19 protein-coding genes and 1 tRNA gene are annotated in these 18,740 nt (G+C 61.2%); 16 read left to right on the forward strand and 4 right to left on the reverse strand.

Going from position 1 to position 18,740, the window contains the following annotated elements; genetic code table 11:
* The first annotated feature begins 417 nt into the window (after positions 1–417).
* The 8 genes from CVS27_RS08955 (at position 418) to CVS27_RS08990 (ending at position 6,569) form a co-directional block, all read left to right on the forward strand.
* Positions 418–837: a DUF3052 domain-containing protein gene (locus tag CVS27_RS08955; RefSeq protein WP_103465407.1), complete on the forward strand. Its 420-nt coding sequence runs from the start codon at positions 418–420 to the stop codon at positions 835–837.
* Between the two features lie 32 nt (positions 838–869).
* Positions 870–1,313, forward strand: coding sequence for a peroxiredoxin (locus CVS27_RS08960; protein ID WP_370739491.1), 444 nt, complete (start codon positions 870–872; stop codon positions 1,311–1,313).
* Between the two features lie 2 nt (positions 1,314–1,315).
* Complete coding sequence (locus tag CVS27_RS08965) at positions 1,316–2,284, forward strand: Sir2 family NAD-dependent protein deacetylase (RefSeq protein ID WP_103465408.1); 969 nt, start codon at positions 1,316–1,318, stop codon at positions 2,282–2,284.
* Positions 2,285–2,338: 54 nt separating this feature from the next.
* A tRNA-Val gene (locus tag CVS27_RS08970) sits at positions 2,339–2,411 on the forward strand.
* Between the two features lie 109 nt (positions 2,412–2,520).
* On the forward strand, positions 2,521–3,429 hold the full coding sequence (locus tag CVS27_RS08975; protein WP_103465409.1) for an exonuclease domain-containing protein: 909 nt from the start codon (positions 2,521–2,523) through the stop codon (positions 3,427–3,429).
* 85 nt (positions 3,430–3,514) lie between these two features.
* A complete protein-coding gene (locus tag CVS27_RS08980; protein ID WP_243399808.1) occupies positions 3,515–3,808 on the forward strand; it encodes a hypothetical protein in 294 nt (97 codons plus the stop codon).
* A gap of 489 nt (positions 3,809–4,297) precedes the next feature.
* The gene (locus CVS27_RS08985) at positions 4,298–5,080 is read left to right on the forward strand and encodes an IclR family transcriptional regulator (RefSeq protein ID WP_103465613.1); all 783 of its coding nucleotides are present in this window, start codon (positions 4,298–4,300) and stop codon (positions 5,078–5,080) included.
* 130 nt (positions 5,081–5,210) lie between these two features.
* Positions 5,211–6,569, forward strand: a complete 1,359-nt coding sequence (locus CVS27_RS08990) for an MFS transporter (RefSeq protein ID WP_103465410.1) — start codon at positions 5,211–5,213, stop codon at positions 6,567–6,569.
* Positions 6,570–6,748: 179 nt separating this feature from the next.
* On the opposite strand, the gene CVS27_RS08995 is transcribed toward CVS27_RS08990, so the two are convergent.
* Positions 6,749–7,813, reverse strand: a complete 1,065-nt coding sequence (locus tag CVS27_RS08995; RefSeq protein WP_103465411.1) for a D-2-hydroxyacid dehydrogenase — start codon at positions 7,811–7,813, stop codon at positions 6,749–6,751.
* 84 nt (positions 7,814–7,897) lie between these two features.
* Between CVS27_RS08995 and CVS27_RS09000 the strand changes: the two genes are divergently transcribed.
* The 4 genes from CVS27_RS09000 (at position 7,898) to gnd (ending at position 12,343) form a co-directional block, all read left to right on the forward strand.
* Entirely contained in the window at positions 7,898–8,818 is a 921-nt protein-coding gene (locus tag CVS27_RS09000) for an NAD(P)-dependent oxidoreductase (protein ID WP_103465614.1), read from the forward strand.
* A 95-nt stretch (positions 8,819–8,913) separates the two neighbouring features.
* Positions 8,914–9,684: an SDR family oxidoreductase gene (locus CVS27_RS09005; RefSeq protein ID WP_103465412.1), complete on the forward strand. Its 771-nt coding sequence runs from the start codon at positions 8,914–8,916 to the stop codon at positions 9,682–9,684.
* A 13-nt stretch (positions 9,685–9,697) separates the two neighbouring features.
* A complete protein-coding gene (locus CVS27_RS09010) occupies positions 9,698–10,753 on the forward strand; it encodes an L-idonate 5-dehydrogenase (protein ID WP_103465413.1) in 1,056 nt (351 codons plus the stop codon).
* 138 nt (positions 10,754–10,891) lie between these two features.
* Positions 10,892–12,343, forward strand: a complete 1,452-nt coding sequence (gene gnd / locus CVS27_RS09015; RefSeq protein WP_103465414.1) for an NADP-dependent phosphogluconate dehydrogenase — start codon at positions 10,892–10,894, stop codon at positions 12,341–12,343.
* Between the two features lie 155 nt (positions 12,344–12,498).
* On the opposite strand, the gene epsC is transcribed toward gnd, so the two are convergent.
* The 3 genes from epsC to msrA form a co-directional block, all read right to left on the reverse strand.
* Entirely contained in the window at positions 12,499–13,086 is a 588-nt protein-coding gene (epsC, locus tag CVS27_RS09020; RefSeq protein ID WP_103465415.1) for a serine O-acetyltransferase EpsC, read from the reverse strand.
* A gap of 145 nt (positions 13,087–13,231) precedes the next feature.
* Positions 13,232–14,167: a cysteine synthase A gene (gene cysK / locus CVS27_RS09025; RefSeq protein ID WP_103465416.1), complete on the reverse strand. Its 936-nt coding sequence runs from the start codon at positions 14,165–14,167 to the stop codon at positions 13,232–13,234.
* Between the two features lie 100 nt (positions 14,168–14,267).
* Positions 14,268–14,792 carry a peptide-methionine (S)-S-oxide reductase MsrA gene (msrA, locus tag CVS27_RS09030; protein WP_103465417.1) on the reverse strand — a complete coding sequence of 175 codons (525 nt, stop codon included), beginning with the start codon at positions 14,790–14,792 and terminating at the stop codon, positions 14,268–14,270.
* A 74-nt stretch (positions 14,793–14,866) separates the two neighbouring features.
* On the opposite strand from msrA, the gene CVS27_RS09035 reads away from it, so the two are divergent.
* From CVS27_RS09035 to CVS27_RS20515, 4 genes are all read left to right on the forward strand, one after another.
* The gene (locus CVS27_RS09035; RefSeq protein WP_243399806.1) at positions 14,867–15,883 is read left to right on the forward strand and encodes a Nif3-like dinuclear metal center hexameric protein; all 1,017 of its coding nucleotides are present in this window, start codon (positions 14,867–14,869) and stop codon (positions 15,881–15,883) included.
* Between the two features lie 48 nt (positions 15,884–15,931).
* Positions 15,932–16,669, forward strand: a complete 738-nt coding sequence (locus tag CVS27_RS09040) for a zinc ribbon domain-containing protein (protein WP_103465419.1) — start codon at positions 15,932–15,934, stop codon at positions 16,667–16,669.
* 397 nt (positions 16,670–17,066) lie between these two features.
* Positions 17,067–17,228 (forward strand): hypothetical protein, encoded by a 162-nt coding sequence (locus CVS27_RS20770; RefSeq protein ID WP_165788284.1) that lies wholly within the window; start codon positions 17,067–17,069, stop codon positions 17,226–17,228.
* 159 nt (positions 17,229–17,387) lie between these two features.
* The gene (locus CVS27_RS20515; protein ID WP_133162905.1) at positions 17,388–17,630 is read left to right on the forward strand and encodes a hypothetical protein; all 243 of its coding nucleotides are present in this window, start codon (positions 17,388–17,390) and stop codon (positions 17,628–17,630) included.
* The last annotated feature ends 1,110 nt before the right edge of the window (positions 17,631–18,740 follow it).

The raw sequence follows: 18,740 nt of genomic DNA on the forward strand, positions 1-18,740 counted from the left end.
TCAGCGTATCCAAGGACTCCAACCATTCGGCAGTCTCTTCCGGATCGCGATCAGGCAGCTGGTTTGTCAACCCGCTAAGGATGTGGGAATTTTCGTCTCCTGCAGCCACGTCCAACCTCTCTTAAAAGCAGTGTGTGGGGCCCATGGCTGTGGCCGTGGGCGTGTACAAACACTCTAGACCGCTGGTGCGTCTTGTGCGTAGCTGCGCCCACTGCATGACCCGCCGCAAGGGGCTGGGTACCGTTCACTATAGGCCCCTTAAACGGGTGTTGGTAATGGAGATCACAATTTAATGGGCGGCATACCGGCATGTTTGTTGCATAGAGCCGCTAAGTAGAGGCAAGATGGGCGCAGCCCCTAGACTGGGGGTACTGACCAACAAACCAACGCGCAAGCGTTGAACGCAGGAGGAATCACGTGAGCGAGGCCGACGCCGGCACTGTAGCCAAGGTGGCAGGCATTTTGGGGTTCAAGGATGGGGATCTCATCCAAGAACTCGGATATGACGACGACGTTGATTTTGGCCTTCGTGACAACATTGAGGACCTCATCGGTTCGGAAATGTTTGACGAAGAGGACCACGACGTAGTTGACGCCATCATTTTTTGGTGGCGCAAGGATGACGGGGACTTGGTAGATGCCCTGGTGGATTCATTGACATCCCTGGACGAGGGCGGGATCGTGTGGATTCTGACGCCCAAGTCAGGCCGTGACGGCTATGTGCCGCCGGCAGAGATCCTTGAAGCGGCACCCACGGCAGGTCTCCATGTGACCACCACCGAGGGCGTTTCCGCGGATTGGGCTGCGACGCGACTGGTTCCACGCAAGCGCCAATAGTGCACGACGGCGGCACGCATCCAGGGTTGCAAGTGGGCGACACGGCCCCAGACTTTTCCTTGCCAAATCAATTTGGTGAGCCAATTTCGCTCGCTGGTTTGCGTGGTGCCCCCGTGGCAATTGTGTTTTATCCCTTTGCCTTCTCGGGTATTTGCACCGGCGAGCTGTCCGAGCTGCGGGACAACCTGGCCGACTTCGCCGCGGCTGGCGTGCGGCTTCTGGCCATATCCGTGGACACCAAATACACCTTGCGCGCCTATGCCAAGGCTGAAGGCTACAACTTTGACCTGCTGGCCGACTTTTGGCCTCATGGTGAGGTTGCCAGTGACTACGGAGTCTTTGACCCCGTTCGTGGCATGTCCGGGCGCAGTACTTTCCTTATTGGGGCGGGTGGGCTGATTGCCGATGCGTTCAGCACACCCACTGGCCAGGCCCGCTCTCTTGAGCGCTATTGGCAGGCCTTGGGAAGGCTGTAGCCATGGACCCCGTGCGCCCCGGCATTGGCCTCACGGCCCTGGTGACCCCCGGCTCGCCGCCGTCGGGCGCTCCTGAGAATGCGCAGCCCCTGGCACCCGCCCTCACAGCGCAACTGGAGCAGGTGGTGCAGCTGTGGCGCGGCAAAAAATTTGTGCTGCTCACAGGCGCCGGCCTCAGTACGGATTCAGGGATCCCGGATTACCGTGGGCCAACGTCGGTGCCCCGGAACCCGCTGACCTACCAAGAATTTGTGGGCGATGCCCAGCTGCGCCAACGCTACTGGGCCCGCAACCACATGGGTTGGCAATTCATGCGTCAAGCCGTCCCCAACGGCGGCCACTTCGCAGCAACTGTGCTTGAAGGCTATGGGTTGCTGAGCGGAATCATCACCCAAAACGTTGACAGGCTCCACGAGGACGCTGGCGCCGTCAATGTGGTGGACCTCCACGGCCGCTTTGACCGTGTTGCGTGCCTGCAATGCGGCACAACCTTCAGCCGGATTTTTGTGGCTACCCTGCTCAGTGATGCCAATCCGGAGTTCCTGGATGCTGTTGCCCGGGCCGGGGGAGTTTCCATGGGCCCGGACGCAGATTCCGATCTGGACCATGAAGTCCTGATCGCTTCCTTCAACGTTCCGGCCTGCCCTGTGTGTAACGGCATGCTCAAGCCCGACTTTGTCTTCTTTGGCGAGAACGTCCCCAAGGATCGTGTGGAGCGCTCCTTTGCCATGGTGGAGGAGGCTGCGGGGATAGTGGTGGCGGGTTCGTCGCTGACTGTCATGAGTGGGCTTCGTTTTGTGAAGAAGGCGGCCAAGGACGGCAAGCACGTCATCATCATCAACAGGGGCGCCACCCGCGGTGATGAGCTGGCAAATGTGAAGATTGAAGCGGGCGTCAGTGAGGCTATGACTCATGTCACATACGCTTTAAGGCCTCGATTGGCGCAACCACCAAAACATCGTGTACAGTAGTTTCTCGTTGGTCAGGCCAACAAGCGTAAAGCTAAAGTGGCCTGAGTGATGAATGGGTCTTTAGCTCAGCTGGTAGAGCGCCACGTTTACACCGTGGATGTCATCGGTTCGATCCCGGTAGGACCCACAGTAAAAGAACCCCGCGGATTCAAGGCATACAGTCTTGAAACCGCGGGGTTCTTTGCATTCCGGCCACCTGGAGGGTGGCTGATGGTTCACATCTTGAGGGGGATTGGATGCGCGGCATTTCCTTTACCGCAATCGACTTTGAAACAGCCAACAACTACCGCGCCTCGGCGTGCGCCGTTGGGCTGACTAAAGTCCGGGCCGGAAAAGTGACCGAGCAGGCCTCCTGGCTCATGAAGCCGTTGCCAGGCTATGAGGAGTTCCATTCGGTCAACGTGGGCATTCACGGCATTACCGCAGCGCAGGTGCGCAACATGCCCGACTGGCGCGGAATTTACGGCCCCATGATGGATTTCATTGGCGGCGACGCCCTGGTTGGCCACAACGTCAGCTTTGAAAAGTCCGTCATTTCCAAGGCCAACGAAGCTTGTGGGCTGCCCGCCCCCGACTTGGACTTTCATTGCACCCTGACGTTGGCGAAAAAACACCTGGAGCTAGCGCACTACACACTCTCCGACGTGGTGGGCGCCTTGGAGCTGCCAGCATTCAACCACCACGACGCCGGCGACGACGCACGCGCCAGCGCCCTGATTGCCCTTGAGCTGGCCAGGCGCAACGGCGCTACAACGATGGGGGAGCTATGGCCAGCTCCTGGCGCCAGGGCGGCCGCCAAGCAGCCCAGCTATCTCTCGGCCGGCTACACTCGCAGGCTGGCTGATCTGCCTGCCGCCAATGCCATGGCCAATCCCCATGGCCCGCTTTTTGGCCAGACAATTGTTTTCAGTGGTGACTTGAGTGCCATGCCGCGGGACCAAGCCCAGGACGTCGCAGCCGCCAAGGGCGCCACGATAGCCAACAGCACCACCAAGAAGGTCACCATGGTGGTGTGTGCTGGCCTTGGCAGTGGCGGACGCTTGCCCAGCGCCAAGGTCAAGCGCGCCCATGAACTGGCAGCGGCGGGGCAAGACATCCAGGTGGTCAGCGAACAGCAATTCCTGCGGCTCTTGGCCTTTAGATAAAAGACGACCACGGTGTAAACGTGGCACTCACCGTTGGGTGGCCGGGCCGTCCTGATTGTCAGAGCCTGCCCGTAGCGTGCGGGGTATGAAGTCTCCCCTGGAACATGTTGAGGTGCGCACCTCCTCGGCCGGCGTGCCGGTTGTTGTGCGGCGCAATGGCCATGAATGGGTGATTGGTGCCGAACCCGTGCGCTGGTTCGAGCGGACCCAGTGGTGGAAGTATTCTCTCCGGATGCCCAAAGGCCAAGGTCGCGTGGATGTCCAAGTGTGGCAGGTGCAGGCTCGCTTGGGGCGCAATCCCCGCAGTGACCTGGTCACCATGGAGTTGGAGCGCGAATCCGGTGACGGCGCATGGTGGGTGCGGCAAGGGGTTACTTAACGTAAAAGGTTCCCCGCCACAGCTATTGGGGGACGCTGTGGTGGGGAACCAGTAATAAAAATATAGCCCTTCAATCCACAGGATGCAAACTGACACGCCAAATTTCCAGATGGAGTTCAAAGGAGTTCAAAGGGTAGGGCAGGAGGTGGGGCGACGCCTGACGGCGACTCATTTTTTCAACGGAGTGCGGCCCGGAGCGTGCTCTGAAGACGGGCCTTAAAGTGGAGGACCCTCCACTGTGGCTATTGGGGGACGCCACAGTGGAAGGTCTGAAAAAAATATACATCCCTCGCCGGAAAAATACAAGACCGGACGTTCTACGTCTGCATATGGACAGTAGGATGGAGGTTGTCCACTGCAGTGAACCATTAGCTGTGGTGCCGTGACAGGCCCGCGGAATGCATGGGCCACCTCCTTCAGCGTCGAGGAAGCAATATGAGTGAAGTTCGCCCCGAGCCCCAGTACGTGGTCCCCCGGGATGGCGCCGCCATGGCAAAGAGTCACGATGCGCGGAGCAATGCTACGCCGGCTCCAGCTGTTACTCGGGCGGCCGCCGTGCTTGATGCCCTGGCGGAGTCAATGACTGGGCGCCTGACTCTTAGCGACTTGGCGCGTGAGCTGGGCATTCCAAAATCCTCCACCTCAAACCTGCTGCAGGCACTTGAGGATGCAGAGCTGATCACCCGGCTGGGCTCCGACTATGCGCTCGGTGTAAAGCTGGTGGAACTTGGCGCGGCCTACCTGAGCCGCCGGGATGAGGTGCGGGAGTTCTACCGTTTCTGTGAGCAGGCGCCCTTGCTCAAGGGCGAGACTGTGCGCATAGCCATGCTTGACGGGGACAACGTCATCTACCTAGCGCGCTATGAGGGGCACCCTGCTGTGCGGCTGACCTCCAATATCGGCGACAAGATGCCCGTGACGCTGTGTGCAGTAGGCAAGGCCTTGGTGGCCAAGTTGCACGACCATGACCTGGCGGAACTTTTTCCAGATGACGCTGCGCTACCCGTCATGACCCCCATGTCACTGAGAACGGGGCGGCAACTCAAGGCGGAGATTGCTCAGATTCGCGCACAGGGCTATGCCTTTGAGGATGAGGAGTCCACTCTGGGCGTGGTGAGTCTGGGTGTGGCTGTTCCGACGCACGGTTCCCACGGCCCCAGCCTTGCCGTTTCGGTCACTGCACTGAAGGCCACATTCTCGGAGGGGCAGCGCGAGGCAATGGTACGCGAGTTGCAGGATCTGACGAAGATGCTGGGTAATCCCATGGGTTAGTGACGTAGGAAACATTTTTCCTTGGCGAACCGTTCACTGTGATGTACGCTGTTCAGCATAGTGATCGACCTAACGGTCGTTGTCGCCTGCCTGGACCAATGGTGGTTCGGGAAGTTTCAAGGGAGAACCAGTGACTACACAGCCATTACGCCCCACGCGCACATCCGCTCCGCAAGCAGGTGACACTGTGGATCCGGACCAGCTTCGCCGGGCCACACTAGCCAGCTCCGTCGGGTCCGCGCTTGAGTACTATGACTTCTACATTTACGGCCTGGCCACCGCGCTCATTTTTGGCCCGCTGTTCTTTGCCCCACTGGGCGCAACGGGTGCCCTCATTGCCGCCTTCGCCACCTACGGAGTTGGATTCGCGGCACGCCCCTTTGGCGGATTGATCTTTGGTTACATTGGTGACCGATTCGGTCGCAAACAAGTCCTGCTGCTGACCATCGGCCTCATGGGAACGGCGTCGTTTGCCATTGGCCTGTTGCCCACGTACGAGCAGGCTGGCATGTTGGGTGCCATTCTTTTGGTCGTCATGCGCATCATTCAGGGGTTGGGAGCCGGCGCGGAGCAGGCAGGCGCCACCACACTCATTTCCGAGGTGGCGCCGCGCACGCGCCGCGGATTCTTCGCGGCCCTGCCGTTTGTTGGCATCCAGATCGGCACGTTGCTAGGAGCTGGCACGTTCGCGCTATTGGGCCTGGCAAATCCCGAGGTTCTGACGGGATGGCTGTGGCGGGTGCCGTTCCTGGCCAGCATCTTGCTGATTGCTGTCGCCATCTACATTCGCCTCAAGCTCAAGGAGACCCCGGTCTTCCAGGAGTTGGAAAAGCACAAGAACGTCAACAAGAACCCGTTGGGTGTCCTGTGGCGCACTTCCAAGAAGAATGTGCTGATTGGCATCGGCCTTCGCATGGGCGAAAACGGCAACTCCACCATCTACTCCACGCTCCTGGTCGGATTCATGGCCGCCAAGGGAGGCATATTTGAGGGCGACAAGTTCATTGGCCCCGTTGGCCTGCTCATTGCCGCAGGGTTCTCCGCCATTATGGTGATCACCTTTGGTGCTCTGTCGGACAGGGTGGGCCGCGTCAAGGTGTACCGCTACGGAGCCTTGTTCCAGCTCTTGTTCGCCTTCCCGGCGTTCTACTTGATCTCCCTGGGCAACGTCACGCTGGTCTGGATTGTCATGAGCATCGGCATTGCGCTGGGTGTGCAGTCCATGCTGGGTCCGCAGTGCGCCTTGCTGCCCGAGCTCTTCGGGTCCACCCACCGCTTCACCGGCGTTGCCATGAGCAGGGAGATTTCTGCTGTATTTGCCGGCGGCATTGCCCCGTTCGTGGGCGGCCTGCTCCTGGCTGTCACCCATCAGTCATGGGTTGTGCTCGCCGGCTACTCCCTGGTGTTGGCGGCAATCTCCTTCGCCACCACGTTCGTTACGCCTGAGACTGTGGGTCGCGACCTCAACCTGGTCGAGGACGCCACCTAACTCCAACCAGCCTCCAGCGGCGCCCGTCTCGACGGGCGCCGCTGGAGTTTAAGGTGGTGAGGCACGACGCCGGCCTGCCGCCATGCGCTGGGATCCGGCCGGCCGCCGTCGTGCAACATATGGTTGTGGGCATGCAAAAGGGGAGCCTCCGCGATTGGAAGCTCCCCTGATCGGTGGGTTTAGTAGAAGTGGACCGGGTCCACGGTGTGCAGCAGCGGTTCGCCATTCTGGAAGCGGGTGAGGTTTTCGCTGAACCGCTCGGCGATGAGGCGGTTCTCGGCGGCGCTCAGTGCCGAGGTGTGCGGGGAAACCATCACGCGGGGGTGGTCCCAAAGCGGGCTGCTTGCCGGCAGCGGCTCCACGGCGAACACGTCCAGGCAGGCGTAGGAGACCTGGCCGTTGTCGAGGGCTTCCAGCAGCGCGTCCTCGTCAATAACCGTGCCGCGGCCAACATTGACCAGCACGGTGCCGGGCTTCATGGCGTTGAAGATCTCCGCGTTGAGCATCTTCTCCGTGTAAGCGGTGCCCGGCAGAGTGTTGATGAGCACGTCGGCCGTTGCCACCAGGGCAGGCAGCCCGGCAGTGTCGGTGACAGTCTCGATGCCCTCGATGGCTTCGACATTGCGCTTGGTGCCGCTGACCTTCATGCCGAGGGCGCGGGCCAGGCGGGCGGTTTCCAGGCCGATCTCACCCAGACCCGTAATGACGGCGTGGGAGCCGCTCGCCAGCCGGGTGGGTGTGCGCAGTTCCGGCCAGTGCTTGGCGGCCTGGTCGGCGGAGAGCTCGGCAGTGCGCTTGAAGCCGTTCAACACACCCATCATGGCGAATTCAGCCAGCGGCAGGGCGTGGACGCCCGCCGAGCTGGTGATGGCAATGCGCGCCAGATTTGCGGGGGAAAGGCTGGCTGCCTTGACGGCTCCACCAGCACCTGCTGCCATGGCCTGAATCCACTGCAACTTTTCGCTGGCTGCGATGGCGGCCAGGCCGGCGGCGTTCTCGTTCGGGAATCCGTAGAGGATGTCGGCACTTTTCAGCAGTGCCCAGTAGCGGGTTTCCTGCTCGGGTGTGCGCGTGAAGGCGGGATCTCCGGCGTGGTCTGCGGGGAACCGCTCGGGCGGGAGCAGTTCCGGCTCGTACAAGACGGTGACGGCTGGATGGGCTGCCTTAATGGCTTCCACATGCTCAGCTTCGAGCGGGACGGCAATCGCGACGGTGAGATTCTGAGTGGTCATGATGTTCATCATACTGAATTGTGGTTAGAATACTGAACAAATGTGACAATGAGTCACCAGCAATACCCGCAACGTTGTGAGGACAGGTACGCCATGATGCAAGACCCACCATCTCCGAACACGCCCGCGCACACGGTTGGTTTTGTCGGCCTGGGTCACATGGGTGCCCCCATGGCAGCCAATCTGCTGGCGGACGGCTGGCCCGTGACAGTCTGGAACCGCTCCGCGGGCGCCATGGAATCGTTGAAAGCCCAGGGCGCCTCCTCCGCGGCAGGGGTCGCCGAGCTGCGGGACCACAGCGTCATCATCTTCATGCTGCCCGATCTGGGCTTCATAGACGCAGCCGTGGCACCCCTGCTCGACCTCTGGCGGGCCGCACCGCCCATGCCGGGGACCGTGGTCGTCGTGATGAGCAGCGTCTCGCCGCAGGCCGTTCAAGCCTTTGGCGGTGACGTGGCACGGGCGAGCTCCGGCAACGCTGCCGTCCTTGACGCGCCCGTCAGCGGCGGCACGGTGGGTGCGGAAAACGGGACCCTGGCCATCATGGCTGGCGGTGCCGATGACGATTTTCAGCGGATTTTGCCCGTTCTCGAGTCCCTGGGAACCACCGTGCGCCTACTCGGTCCGCTCGGCTCGGGTTCGCTTGCCAAGGCCTGCAATCAGCTTTTGGTGGGCACGACGACGGCGGCACTTGCCGAAGCTGCTGAACTGGCCGAACGCTCGGGCATGGACGTGGTGGCGTTGTTTGAGGTGTTGAGCGGCGGACTGGCAGGCAGCGCAGTGCTCAATGTTGTGGGGCCGCGGATTGCGGCCAAGGACTATGCGCCCACCGGGCCCGCCAAATTCATGCACAAAGATCTGGGGTTTGTGCTGGACAGTGCCCGGGCGGCGGGGTCGGCCGTGCCCATGGCCACGGCAGGCCATGCGCTGTATGGAACCCTGAAGGACCAAGGCTTGGGAGATCAAGACCTTGCTGTGGTGCGGGAGTCCATTGCCCGCTTGAGCCCCGCCACCTGATCCCGTCGCGCTTCGGCCGGGGCCCACACCCGCTCAAATCGCAATAATGCTGGGGCAAGGCGAGTGGAAACTTTGAGAAGAAAAAGGACTGACGAATGAGTGGATTGTTTGATTTGACGGGCAGGGTTGCCCTGGTGACAGGATCCAGCCGGGGCATTGGAAACGCGTTGGCACGCGGGCTGGCCGATGCCGGGGCTACAGTGGTGCTCCATGGTCTGAACCCGGAAAGGCTGGCCGCCGCCGAAGCCGCCATGGCAGCTGACTTCGCACCACACCAGATCCGCTCTCTGGCCTTTGACGTCACCAGCGACGTGGCCGCCGCCGAGGGCATCGCCTGGATAGAGAAAAATGTTGGGCCGCTTGAAATCCTCGTCAACAACGCCGGCATCCAGCACCGTGTCCCGCTGCTGGACATGGAGGTGAAGGACTGGGACAGGGTCATCAGCACTGATTTGACCAGTGCGTTCCTGGTGGGGCGTGAGGCTGCGAGGGGAATGTTGGCCCGCGGCCACGGAAAGATCATCAACATCTGTTCCGTGCAGACTGATCTGGCCCGCCCCACCATCGCCGCCTATACGGCCGCGAAGGGCGGGCTGCGCAACCTGACCCGCGCCATGACTGCTGAGTGGGCCGCCGGTGGCTTGCAGATCAATGGGATCGCACCCGGCTATATCCATACGGAGATGACCCAAAACTTGGTTGACGATGAAAAATTCAACTCCTGGATTCTGGGGCGGACACCGGCCAATAGGTGGGGGACCGTGGCGGACCTGGCCGGCCCGGCCGTGTGGCTGGCCTCCGATGCATCTAATTTTGTCAACGGCCAGACCATCTTCGTTGATGGCGGCATGACGGTAGTGGTTTAGAAAGATGGCGACAATGACAAGATCCTCAGCACTTCCCGCAAGCGCTCCCGCTGTTGTTGCCCACGGCAAGGGGGATTTGCGCATTGCGGACGTCCCGCTGGGCGAACCCGCATCCGATCAAGCCGTGATTGAGATTGCCTATGGGGGCATCTGCGGTTCTGACCTGCACTACTGGCTGCACGGTGCTGCGGGGGAGTCAATCCTCAAGGACCCCCTGGTGTTGGGGCACGAGGTTGTTGGCGTGGTGGCCCGGGCTGCCGTGGATGGCACGGGACCCGCCGTCGGGACACCCGTGGCCGTCCACCCCGCCACGCCGGGCCCCGGCGCGGCCAAGTACCCCAGCGACAGGCCCAATCTGTCCCCCGGGTGCACGTATCTTGGCAGCGCTGCCCGCCATCCCCATACTGACGGGGCGTTCCTGCGCTACGCCAACCTGCCCACCCGCATGCTGCGGACGTTGCCTGAAGGCCTGCCGCTGCGCCGGGCGGCGCTGGTTGAGCCCGCCAGCGTGGCCTGGCATGCCGTGGCCCGTGCAGGCAATGTTCGCGGCAAATCGGCGCTCGTGGTGGGATGCGGGCCCATCGGCACGCTGGCCATAGCGGTTCTCAAACGGGCCGGCGCCAGCCACATCACCGCCGTGGACATGTATGCCAAACCCCTGGAGATCGCGGCTGCTGTGGGCGCAGATGCGCTCCTGCAAGCCGCCGATGATGACGCAATTTCTGCTGTCGAGGCAGATGTTGTCATTGAATCCTCCGGGAACCATTTTGGCCTGGCGTCGGCCATCAAGGGGGCAGTGCGCGGCGGGCGCGTAGTAATGGTTGGGCTTTTACCTTCCGGTGCGCAACCGGTTGCCATTTCCTTGGCGATCACCCGCGAGCTGGAGCTTGTGGGTGCATTCCGTTTCAATGATGAAATTGACGAGGTCATTGCCGCTCTTGCTGACGGATCGCTGGTGGTGGATCCCGTCATCACGCACGAATACGCACTTCTTGATGGTCTAGAGGCATTTGAGATGGCAAAGAACTCGGCCATGTCGGGCAAAGTTTTGCTCAACTTCGGGGCTTGAGTTGACCATGTGGCATCCGGTTGCCACGATGGCTTACCCAATATGTCACATTGCGTATCCAAATCATGGAACCGGCTGGGGAACCGGCGCCATCCCCGATAAGCTGTAGGAAACTGTTCATTTCATTCTGGAGGTAGTATGTCTGCACAAATCGGCTCCGCACAGATCGGCGTGACCGGACTGGCCGTCATGGGCGCCAACCTGGCCCGCAACTTGGCCCGCAACGGTTACACCGTTGCCTTGCACAACCGCTCGGTGGAAAAGACCGACGCGCTGCTTGCCGCCCACGGCGACGAGGGCAATTTTGTCCGCACCGAGACCCTGGCCGAGCTGGTCGAGTCCTTGGAGAAGCCCCGCCGCGTGCTCATCATGGTCAAGGCCGGCGGCCCCGTTGACTCCGTGATCGATGCACTCGTGCCTCTCATGGAAGAGGGTGACATCATCATCGACGGCGGCAACTCGCACTACCAGGACACCCGCCGCCGCGAAGCTGCTCTGGCCGAGAAGAATCTCCACTTTGTGGGCGTTGGTGTATCCGGTGGTGAGGAAGGCGCTCTCTTGGGCCCGTCCATCATGCCCGGTGGCTCCAAGGAATCTTACGATGCACTTGGCCCGCTGCTGGAAAAGATTTCCGCCAAGGTTGATGGCCAGCCCTGCTGCGCTTGGATCGGCACCGATGGCGCCGGCCACTTCGTCAAGATGGTTCACAACGGCATCGAATATGCCGACATGCAGGTTATCGGTGAAGCTTTCGACCTGTTGCGCAGCGCCGCTGGCATCGAGCCGGCTGAGCAGGCTGAAATCTTCGGCAAGTGGAACGAAGGCCAGCTGGCCTCCTTCCTGATCGAGATCACGGCCGAAGTGCTGGGCCACGTTGACGCTAAGACCGGCAAGCCGCTGGTTGACGTCATTGTTGACTCCGCAGGCCAGAAGGGCACGGGCCGCTGGACTGTCCAGTCCGGCCTGGATCTGGGTTCGCCCATCTCCGCCATCGCCGAGTCCGTGTTCGCTCGCGGACTCTCCTCGCAGCGTGACCAGCGTGCCATCGGCCAGGAAGTTTTGGCCGGCCACGAGGTTGCTGTTGAACTCGGCGCCGACTTCGTTGAAGACGTTCGCCAGGCGCTCTACGCCTCCAAGCTCATCAGTTACGCACAGGGCATCGACATGCTCACATCCGCTGCTGGCGAGTACAACTGGGACCTGAAGCTGGATGAGATTGCCTCGCTGTGGCGTGGCGGCTGCATTATCCGTGCCGAGCTCCTCAAGGACATCACCAAGGCCTACGCTGCCGAGGACAAGCCGGCGAACCTGCTGTTCGCCCCGGCCTTCGCAGCCGAAATTGCTGAGGTGCTTCCGGCCTGGCGCCGCGTTGTCTCCACAGCCGTGCAGCTGGGCATACCCGTCCCGGTGTTCTCCTCCTCACTGGCCTACTACGACGGCCTGCGCCGCAAGCGCCTGCCCGCCGCATTGACCCAGGGCCTGCGCGACCTCTTCGGTGCCCACACCTACAGCCGTGTTGACGCTGAAGGAACCTTTCATACCCAGTGGAGTGGCGACAAGTCCGAGATCAGTGCAGTAGACACGCACTAGCCTCCCCGGCCCGACTATGACGCAGTTGGTGCTAAAAACGTATCTGTTTTTAGCACCAACTGCGTCATAGTTTCTTAAAGTTCGACGGCGGCCGGTGACTTCCCCAAGGAAGTCACCGGCCGCCGTCGAACTTTAAGACTATTTACTGGATCCGGCTAGATCCACATGGCCGGGTCAATGTATTCGGCCGGGTCCACTGCGGGAGCCATTTCCTTTTTGGCATCCCTGTGCCGAACGATCGCCGGGATGCCGGTGAGGATGGAATTGGCTGGCGCGTCCTTAACAACGACGGCGTTGGCCCCCACAGCGGAATCGTCACCAATGTGGATCGGGCCCAGGACCTTTGCCCCGGCGCCAATGGTGACCCGGTTGCCGATGGTGGGGTGGCGCTTGGTTTTGGCCAGTGAACGTCCGCCGAGGGTGACACCGTGGTAAATCATCACGTCGTCACCGATTTCGGCGGTCTCGCCAATAACAACGCCCATGCCGTGGTCAATGAAGAATCGTTTGCCAATGGTGGCACCGGGATGAATCTCAATGCCCGTGGCAAAACGCGTCAGCTGCGACAGCACCCGGGCGGGGAAGCGCAGCCCTGGGTTGGCCCACATCTTATGTGTCAGCCGGTGCATCCAAATGGCGTGCAGGCCGGAGTAGACAAAAAAATTCTCCATGGAACCACGAGCGGCGGGGTCATGTGACCGGGCCGACTCTAGGTCTTCACGTATTCTGCCGATAAATCCCACAGACTTCTTTCAGTTGGTCGCCGTCGTTCTTCTTCGGCGGAGTTCGCAATGCGGTCGGGCCCACAGACCAGAAGACCCGCATCATCGACGCTGCGGCGTCAATGATGCGGGAACAATCTGTGCTGTGCGGGCCCTGGTGTGGGGATTAGCCCCGGATATCGTCGTACAAAACCGTGGAAATGTAGCGCTCACCGAAGTCGGGAACCACGGCAACAATGAGCTTGCCGGCGTTCTCTTCACGCTTGGCCAGCTCCAGGGCTGCCCACACGGCGGCGCCGGCTGAGATGCCGCCCAGGATGCCTTCCTGGTTGCCCAGGGCGCGTGCCGTGGCCACGGAATCTTCCAAGGTGGCGTCCAGAACCTCGTCGTAGATGTCCTGATCGAGCACCTCGGGGATGAAGTTCGCGCCGAGGCCCTGAATCTTGTGCGGTCCGGGTGTGCCGCCATTGAGGATGGCCGAATCAATCGGCTCCACAGCAACAACCTTCACATTGGGGTTGCGCTTCTTCAGGAGCTGGCCGGCACCGGTGATGGTACCGCCGGTGCCTACGCCGGCAACCAAGATGTCCACTGCGCCGTCGGTGTCGTCCCAGATTTCCTCGCCGGTGGTGGCGAAGTGGATAGCCGAGTTGGCGGGGTTGGCGAACTGCTGGGCCCAGATGGAGTTCTCCGTGCTGGCCACAATTTCCTTGGCCTTCTCCACGGCGCCGCGCATGCCTTCGGAGCCCGGGGTCAGGACAATGTCAGCACCATAAGCGCGCAGCATGACCCGGCGTTCGGTCGACATGGTCTCCGGCATGGTCAGGATGACCTTGTAGCCGCGGGCAGCGCCCACCATGGCCAAGGCGATTCCCGTGTTGCCGGAGGTGCCTTCCACAATGGTGCCGCCGGGCTTGAGCTCCCCGGACGCTTCGGCGGCGTCAATAATGGCAACACCGATCCGGTCCTTGACGCTGTTGGCAGGGTTGTAGAACTCGAGCTTGACTGCCACAGTGGCATTCAAACCCGCCGTCAGGCGGTTCAGTCGAACCAGGGGGGTGCCGCCCACAAGCTGCGTGACGTTGTCATAAATCCGTGCCATGTAAGGTCCTACTCTCAAGAAGTCGTCACGAGCTCAGTTGATCCAAATGCGCGCGTGGATGGGTGCTAATTCACAGCGTAACCAGCGGTTCTGCCGGTTCCTAGGCCGTGAGCCACTGGGCGTAATGTTTTCTTACTTTTGCAATCTTGGGGTCGATAATAACCCGGCAATATCCCACTTCGGGACGCTGTGCGTAAAAATTCTGGTGGTCGGCAGTGGCCTGGTACACCTGGCCCAGAGGAGTCACCTCGGTCACTATGGGGTGGCGCCAATTGGGCTGGTTGCGCACAATGGCATCCCGGAAGGCGGCCTCATCCTCGGCATCGGTGTAAAACATGGCGGACCTGTACTGGGTTCCGGTGTCGTATCCTTGCCTGTTCAATGTGGTGGGATCGTGCTGGGTGAAGAACATGTCCAAGATGATGCCAGCGGGGATGACATCCTCATCGAACGTCACTGACACTACCTCAGCATGTCCAGTCATGCCCGAACAGATCTGATCATAGCTGGGGTTGGGCACCGCGCCGCCGGTGTATCCGGACACCACCGATTCAACCCCCCTGGTCATCTGATATACGGCGTCCAAGCACCAGAAACAACCGCCACCTAATACAAAAGTCTTCATGTCTATTTATAAGTCATCCAGCGCCGCGTCCATTCCCGCGCCGCGCAGGGGCTGCACGCCAGTAAAGTAGAAGCATGAGCATGGAACCAACTTTTCCCAAGCCCCACGTTGTTCCAGACGCGGAAGACGCAGACGCAGGACGCGAAGACGCGGAACGCCAGGAATCCCCGGGCGAATCCACTGAGGGCGTGGAGATCGCTGACACGGAACCTGACACGGAGCTTCTTGAGCCCGGCACTGCTGAGGGTTTGGAAACACCCGTGCTTGCCGATGTTTTGCTGGCGGTGGAAGAGCTCTGGCCTGAATCGCTTGCCGAAGACTGGGACCGTGTTGGCCTGGTGGTGGGCCGGCCCGAAGCCGAAGTGGACCGGATCATGTTTGCCGTGGACCCCACCCTGGAAGTTATTGATGAGGCCCTCGAGTGGGGTGCCCAACTGCTCATCACCCACCACCCCTTGTTGCTGAAAGGCGTTAATTCAGTAGCCGCAACGTCCGGCAAGGGGCGGGCCATCCACCGGTTGATCGAAGGCGGCTGCGCCCTGCTGACAGTGCACACCAACGGCGACAGCGCCGTAGGAGGTGTTTCAGATGTTTTGGCCGATGTCCTGGGACTCAGTGAGGTCCAGCCGCTGATGCCCGCAGCCCATGGCTTGGTCGAAGAGGGTATAGGCCGGGTGGGCCTGCTGCCTGGTGCTGAAAAACTGGGCGATTTGGCCGGCCGAGTGTTCCTCACCTTGCCAGCCGTGGCTGGCGGCGTCCGGGTTGCGGGGGACAGGGATGCCCTGGTCCGCAAGGTGGCCGTGTGTGGCGGGTCCGGGGACAGCTTGTTTGATGCCGTGCGTTCCAGCGACGCCGACGTTTTTGTCACGGCAGACTTACGCCACCATCCGGCGTCGGAAGCCCGTGAGGCCCGGGTGGACGGCAAGCCATATCTGATTGATCTCTCACACTTTGCCAGCGAGTGGCTCTGGCTGCCGGCGGCGGCCAAGGCGTTGGGCAACGTGCTTGCAGACCAAGGTTTTGAAGCCGAATTGGTTGTCAGCCAAACCAACACGGACCCATGGGACTTCATACTGACGCCCGGGAACTAGGCTGTCATAAGGATTGCACCACCCACTTGATGTAGCAGGAGGAATTACATGGCTAAGGCAGCACCGGCAGAGCAGATGCGATTGCTGGATATCCAAGTACTGGATGGCAAATTACGGGCTCTGGATGTTCAAGCCAAGGCCTTGAAGGAAGACCCCAGGCTTCCTGATCTTCACTCAGGTCTCACCGTGGCCAAGAGTGATCTGGTGGTCCTGGACACGGCCGTCAGCGATGCCCAGCGGGCACTGACAAAGGCTGAAGATGACGTGGCAGCCGTGGTGGCGCGCATTGAGCGCGACGACGCCAGACTCAACAGCGGCACGGGCCTGTCCAAGGATCTCATGGCACTTCAGAGTGAGCTGGTGTCGCTGAACAAGCGCCGCGGCGAGCTCGAAGACACCGAGCTGGAGATCATGGAGGCGTTCGAGGAAGCAACGGCACGCCAAGGCGCACAACTTGCCCTGGTGAAGCAGATGCAGTCGGTGCTTGATGAAGTAGTTGATGAACTACGCAGCAAACTCGGTGCCCTGAAAATGGAGCGCGATGCCACCTTGGCTGAACGTGCCGAATTGACCGCCACCTTTGCCCCTGAACTGCTGGCCATCTACGAGCGTTCCCTGGCCAAATATGGGGTGGGTGCCGCTCGGTTGTTCCACGGAAAATCGGAAGGATCAGGCATGCACCTCAGTGCCGGGGACTTGGTGGAGATCAAGAAGGCCGCACCGGACACGATTGTGTTCTGCCCTGATTCCGGTGCCATCCTGGTCCGCTCGGAGGAGTGGGGCTAGAGCCGCCTTGGCTGCCAACGGCCCCAGTGGCGGTCTAAGTCCCTCGTTCGGCGCCCTGGCGGTCCGTTGTATTGGCGCCATGAGTGACATCGTTGCGCCGAATGACCGGCGATTTAAGAGTCGGGGAAGGATCAGCGCAGCGGTTGCCGCGGTGGTGCTGCTGGGCGTCTGCGTGGCCGTGGGCGTCACACTTCTGTGGCAAGGGGGTCTGCTGAACAGGCCTATGCGCTCTCCCTGCCGGTGCTCGAGTCCTGGCTTGCGGAAGACTTCGCAAACTCTTGGATTGTCGTATCGAACACGCTTGAGCATGCCGCGCGCGCTCGGGAGGTGACCAAGCAGAAGCACAGGCTGCCATTAACCGCTGCTTGCGGAGGCACCGGGCCGCTATGCCCACACAGTGGTCGATCCCACACTGTCCGCGGACCCCTATGCCGAGGCATCGCTGCTGGAGCTTGACGCGACAATCTCCGCGGAGGATCGAGCCGCCGCCCGCCAAGCAGCGGCCGCAGCGGCCAAGCTGCATCTGGTGTTGGAGGATTTCCGCACGTGGCAGCTGTGAGTCATCTCTTGAGGCGCTGTTCCAGCCCACTGGCGATTGCGTACCCCAGCGACGATATTTGACGAACTCACCCGTGAGTAACACAACCGCGAATCGACCTTATCGTCGCCGCGGTGCGGCAGCGATCCCTACCCGGCCCCGCATGCTCAGGGTTTCACCTTGCAGGGCACACCCACGGAAGTTACGACGCCGGTCAACACCAGCGCGTGGAACCCCACCTGGGTCTGGACTGACGGACAGATGGTCTCCACGGTGGGGGACCTCTTGATCTATGGCCGGGCACTGGGCACGGGCCAAGGGTTGCTCGAAAGTGAAACGCAGAACGCCCGGCGTTCATCCTTCCCTGAGCCGGGTGTGGCACACCGGCGAGCTTCCCGGCTGCAACACTTCGGTATTCTATGACGCGGACACCCACACCACGGTTGTGGTGCTGGCTAATAGCGACATCCCTTCCGGCACGTGCACGGAGCCGAAAACGCAACCCGGCAGCCCGCCTGCGCTTCCTTGCAGGGACCCCGCTACCCGCATTTTCACGGCTGTGTCCGTCGCCCGGGGCCACAATCCACGCCAGTGCCCAAACAGTGATGCCCGGATGTACCTCATCCAGCGGCCGTCAATCACCCGCGTCACCAGCAACGAGCCGGTAGATTGGACTCCATGGCCCAGAAGGTACCGCGGTTAAAGCTTGCTAAGTCTCTTGACCGTTCCCTCATCGTCATCTTTGTCGCCGTAATTTCTTTAGCAGCCATGGGCTGGGCCCTGCTGCCCATTGCTGGTCCGATGGGCCATGTCATGATGCTCTTTCCGGTGGTGACAGTGGTCTATCTACTGGCCGGGCTGCGGGCCTGGCACCGACGCCCGGGTAACCGGCTGGGCCCCCTGATCCTGTTTGGTGGATTTGCCGTCTTCTTAAGCGGAATGGGCAACACAGACATACCTGTCTTTGTGGCTGCGTCTACAATCGGTGCCACCCTCATTTTGGCTGTCATTGTCCATATGCTGCACGCCTTTCCATCCGGCCGGCTCCAGGGCCGGATTTCAAAGTTCACCGTGCTGGCCGCCTATCTAAACTCGCTCCTGCTTCAGGCGCCGGGTTACCTGTTCCGTGCAGACGGCGACGTGCCTTTCCTAGCCATTGCCGACAGCCCGCCCATGGTGGCTCTTGCCCAGTGGTTGCAGGAATGGGTTGGGGCGGGGGTCATGATGGCCACGGCATTTGTGCTCATCAGACGACTGGTCCAAGCAGATAAGGATCAACGCCGAGTACTTGCTCCCTTATTTGCCTACGGTGCCTTTGCCGCGATTTTTGTTCCACTGGGCACTCAGGTGCTGAGCCCGTTGCTGGACATGAGCGTGGAGACGAACGCAATGCTGCAACTGATCGTTATAGGCGGAATCCCGCTTGCATTCGGGCACGGAATTCTCCGGGGTGGATTCGCCAAAACAGGGGAGCTGGAGGAACTGGGCTCCTGGCTGGGAGCCTCAGGAGGAGCCCGCTCCGCCTTGGCCGCG

The organism is Arthrobacter glacialis, from assembly GCF_002909445.1.
Lineage (GTDB): Bacteria > Actinomycetota > Actinomycetes > Actinomycetales > Micrococcaceae > Specibacter > Specibacter glacialis.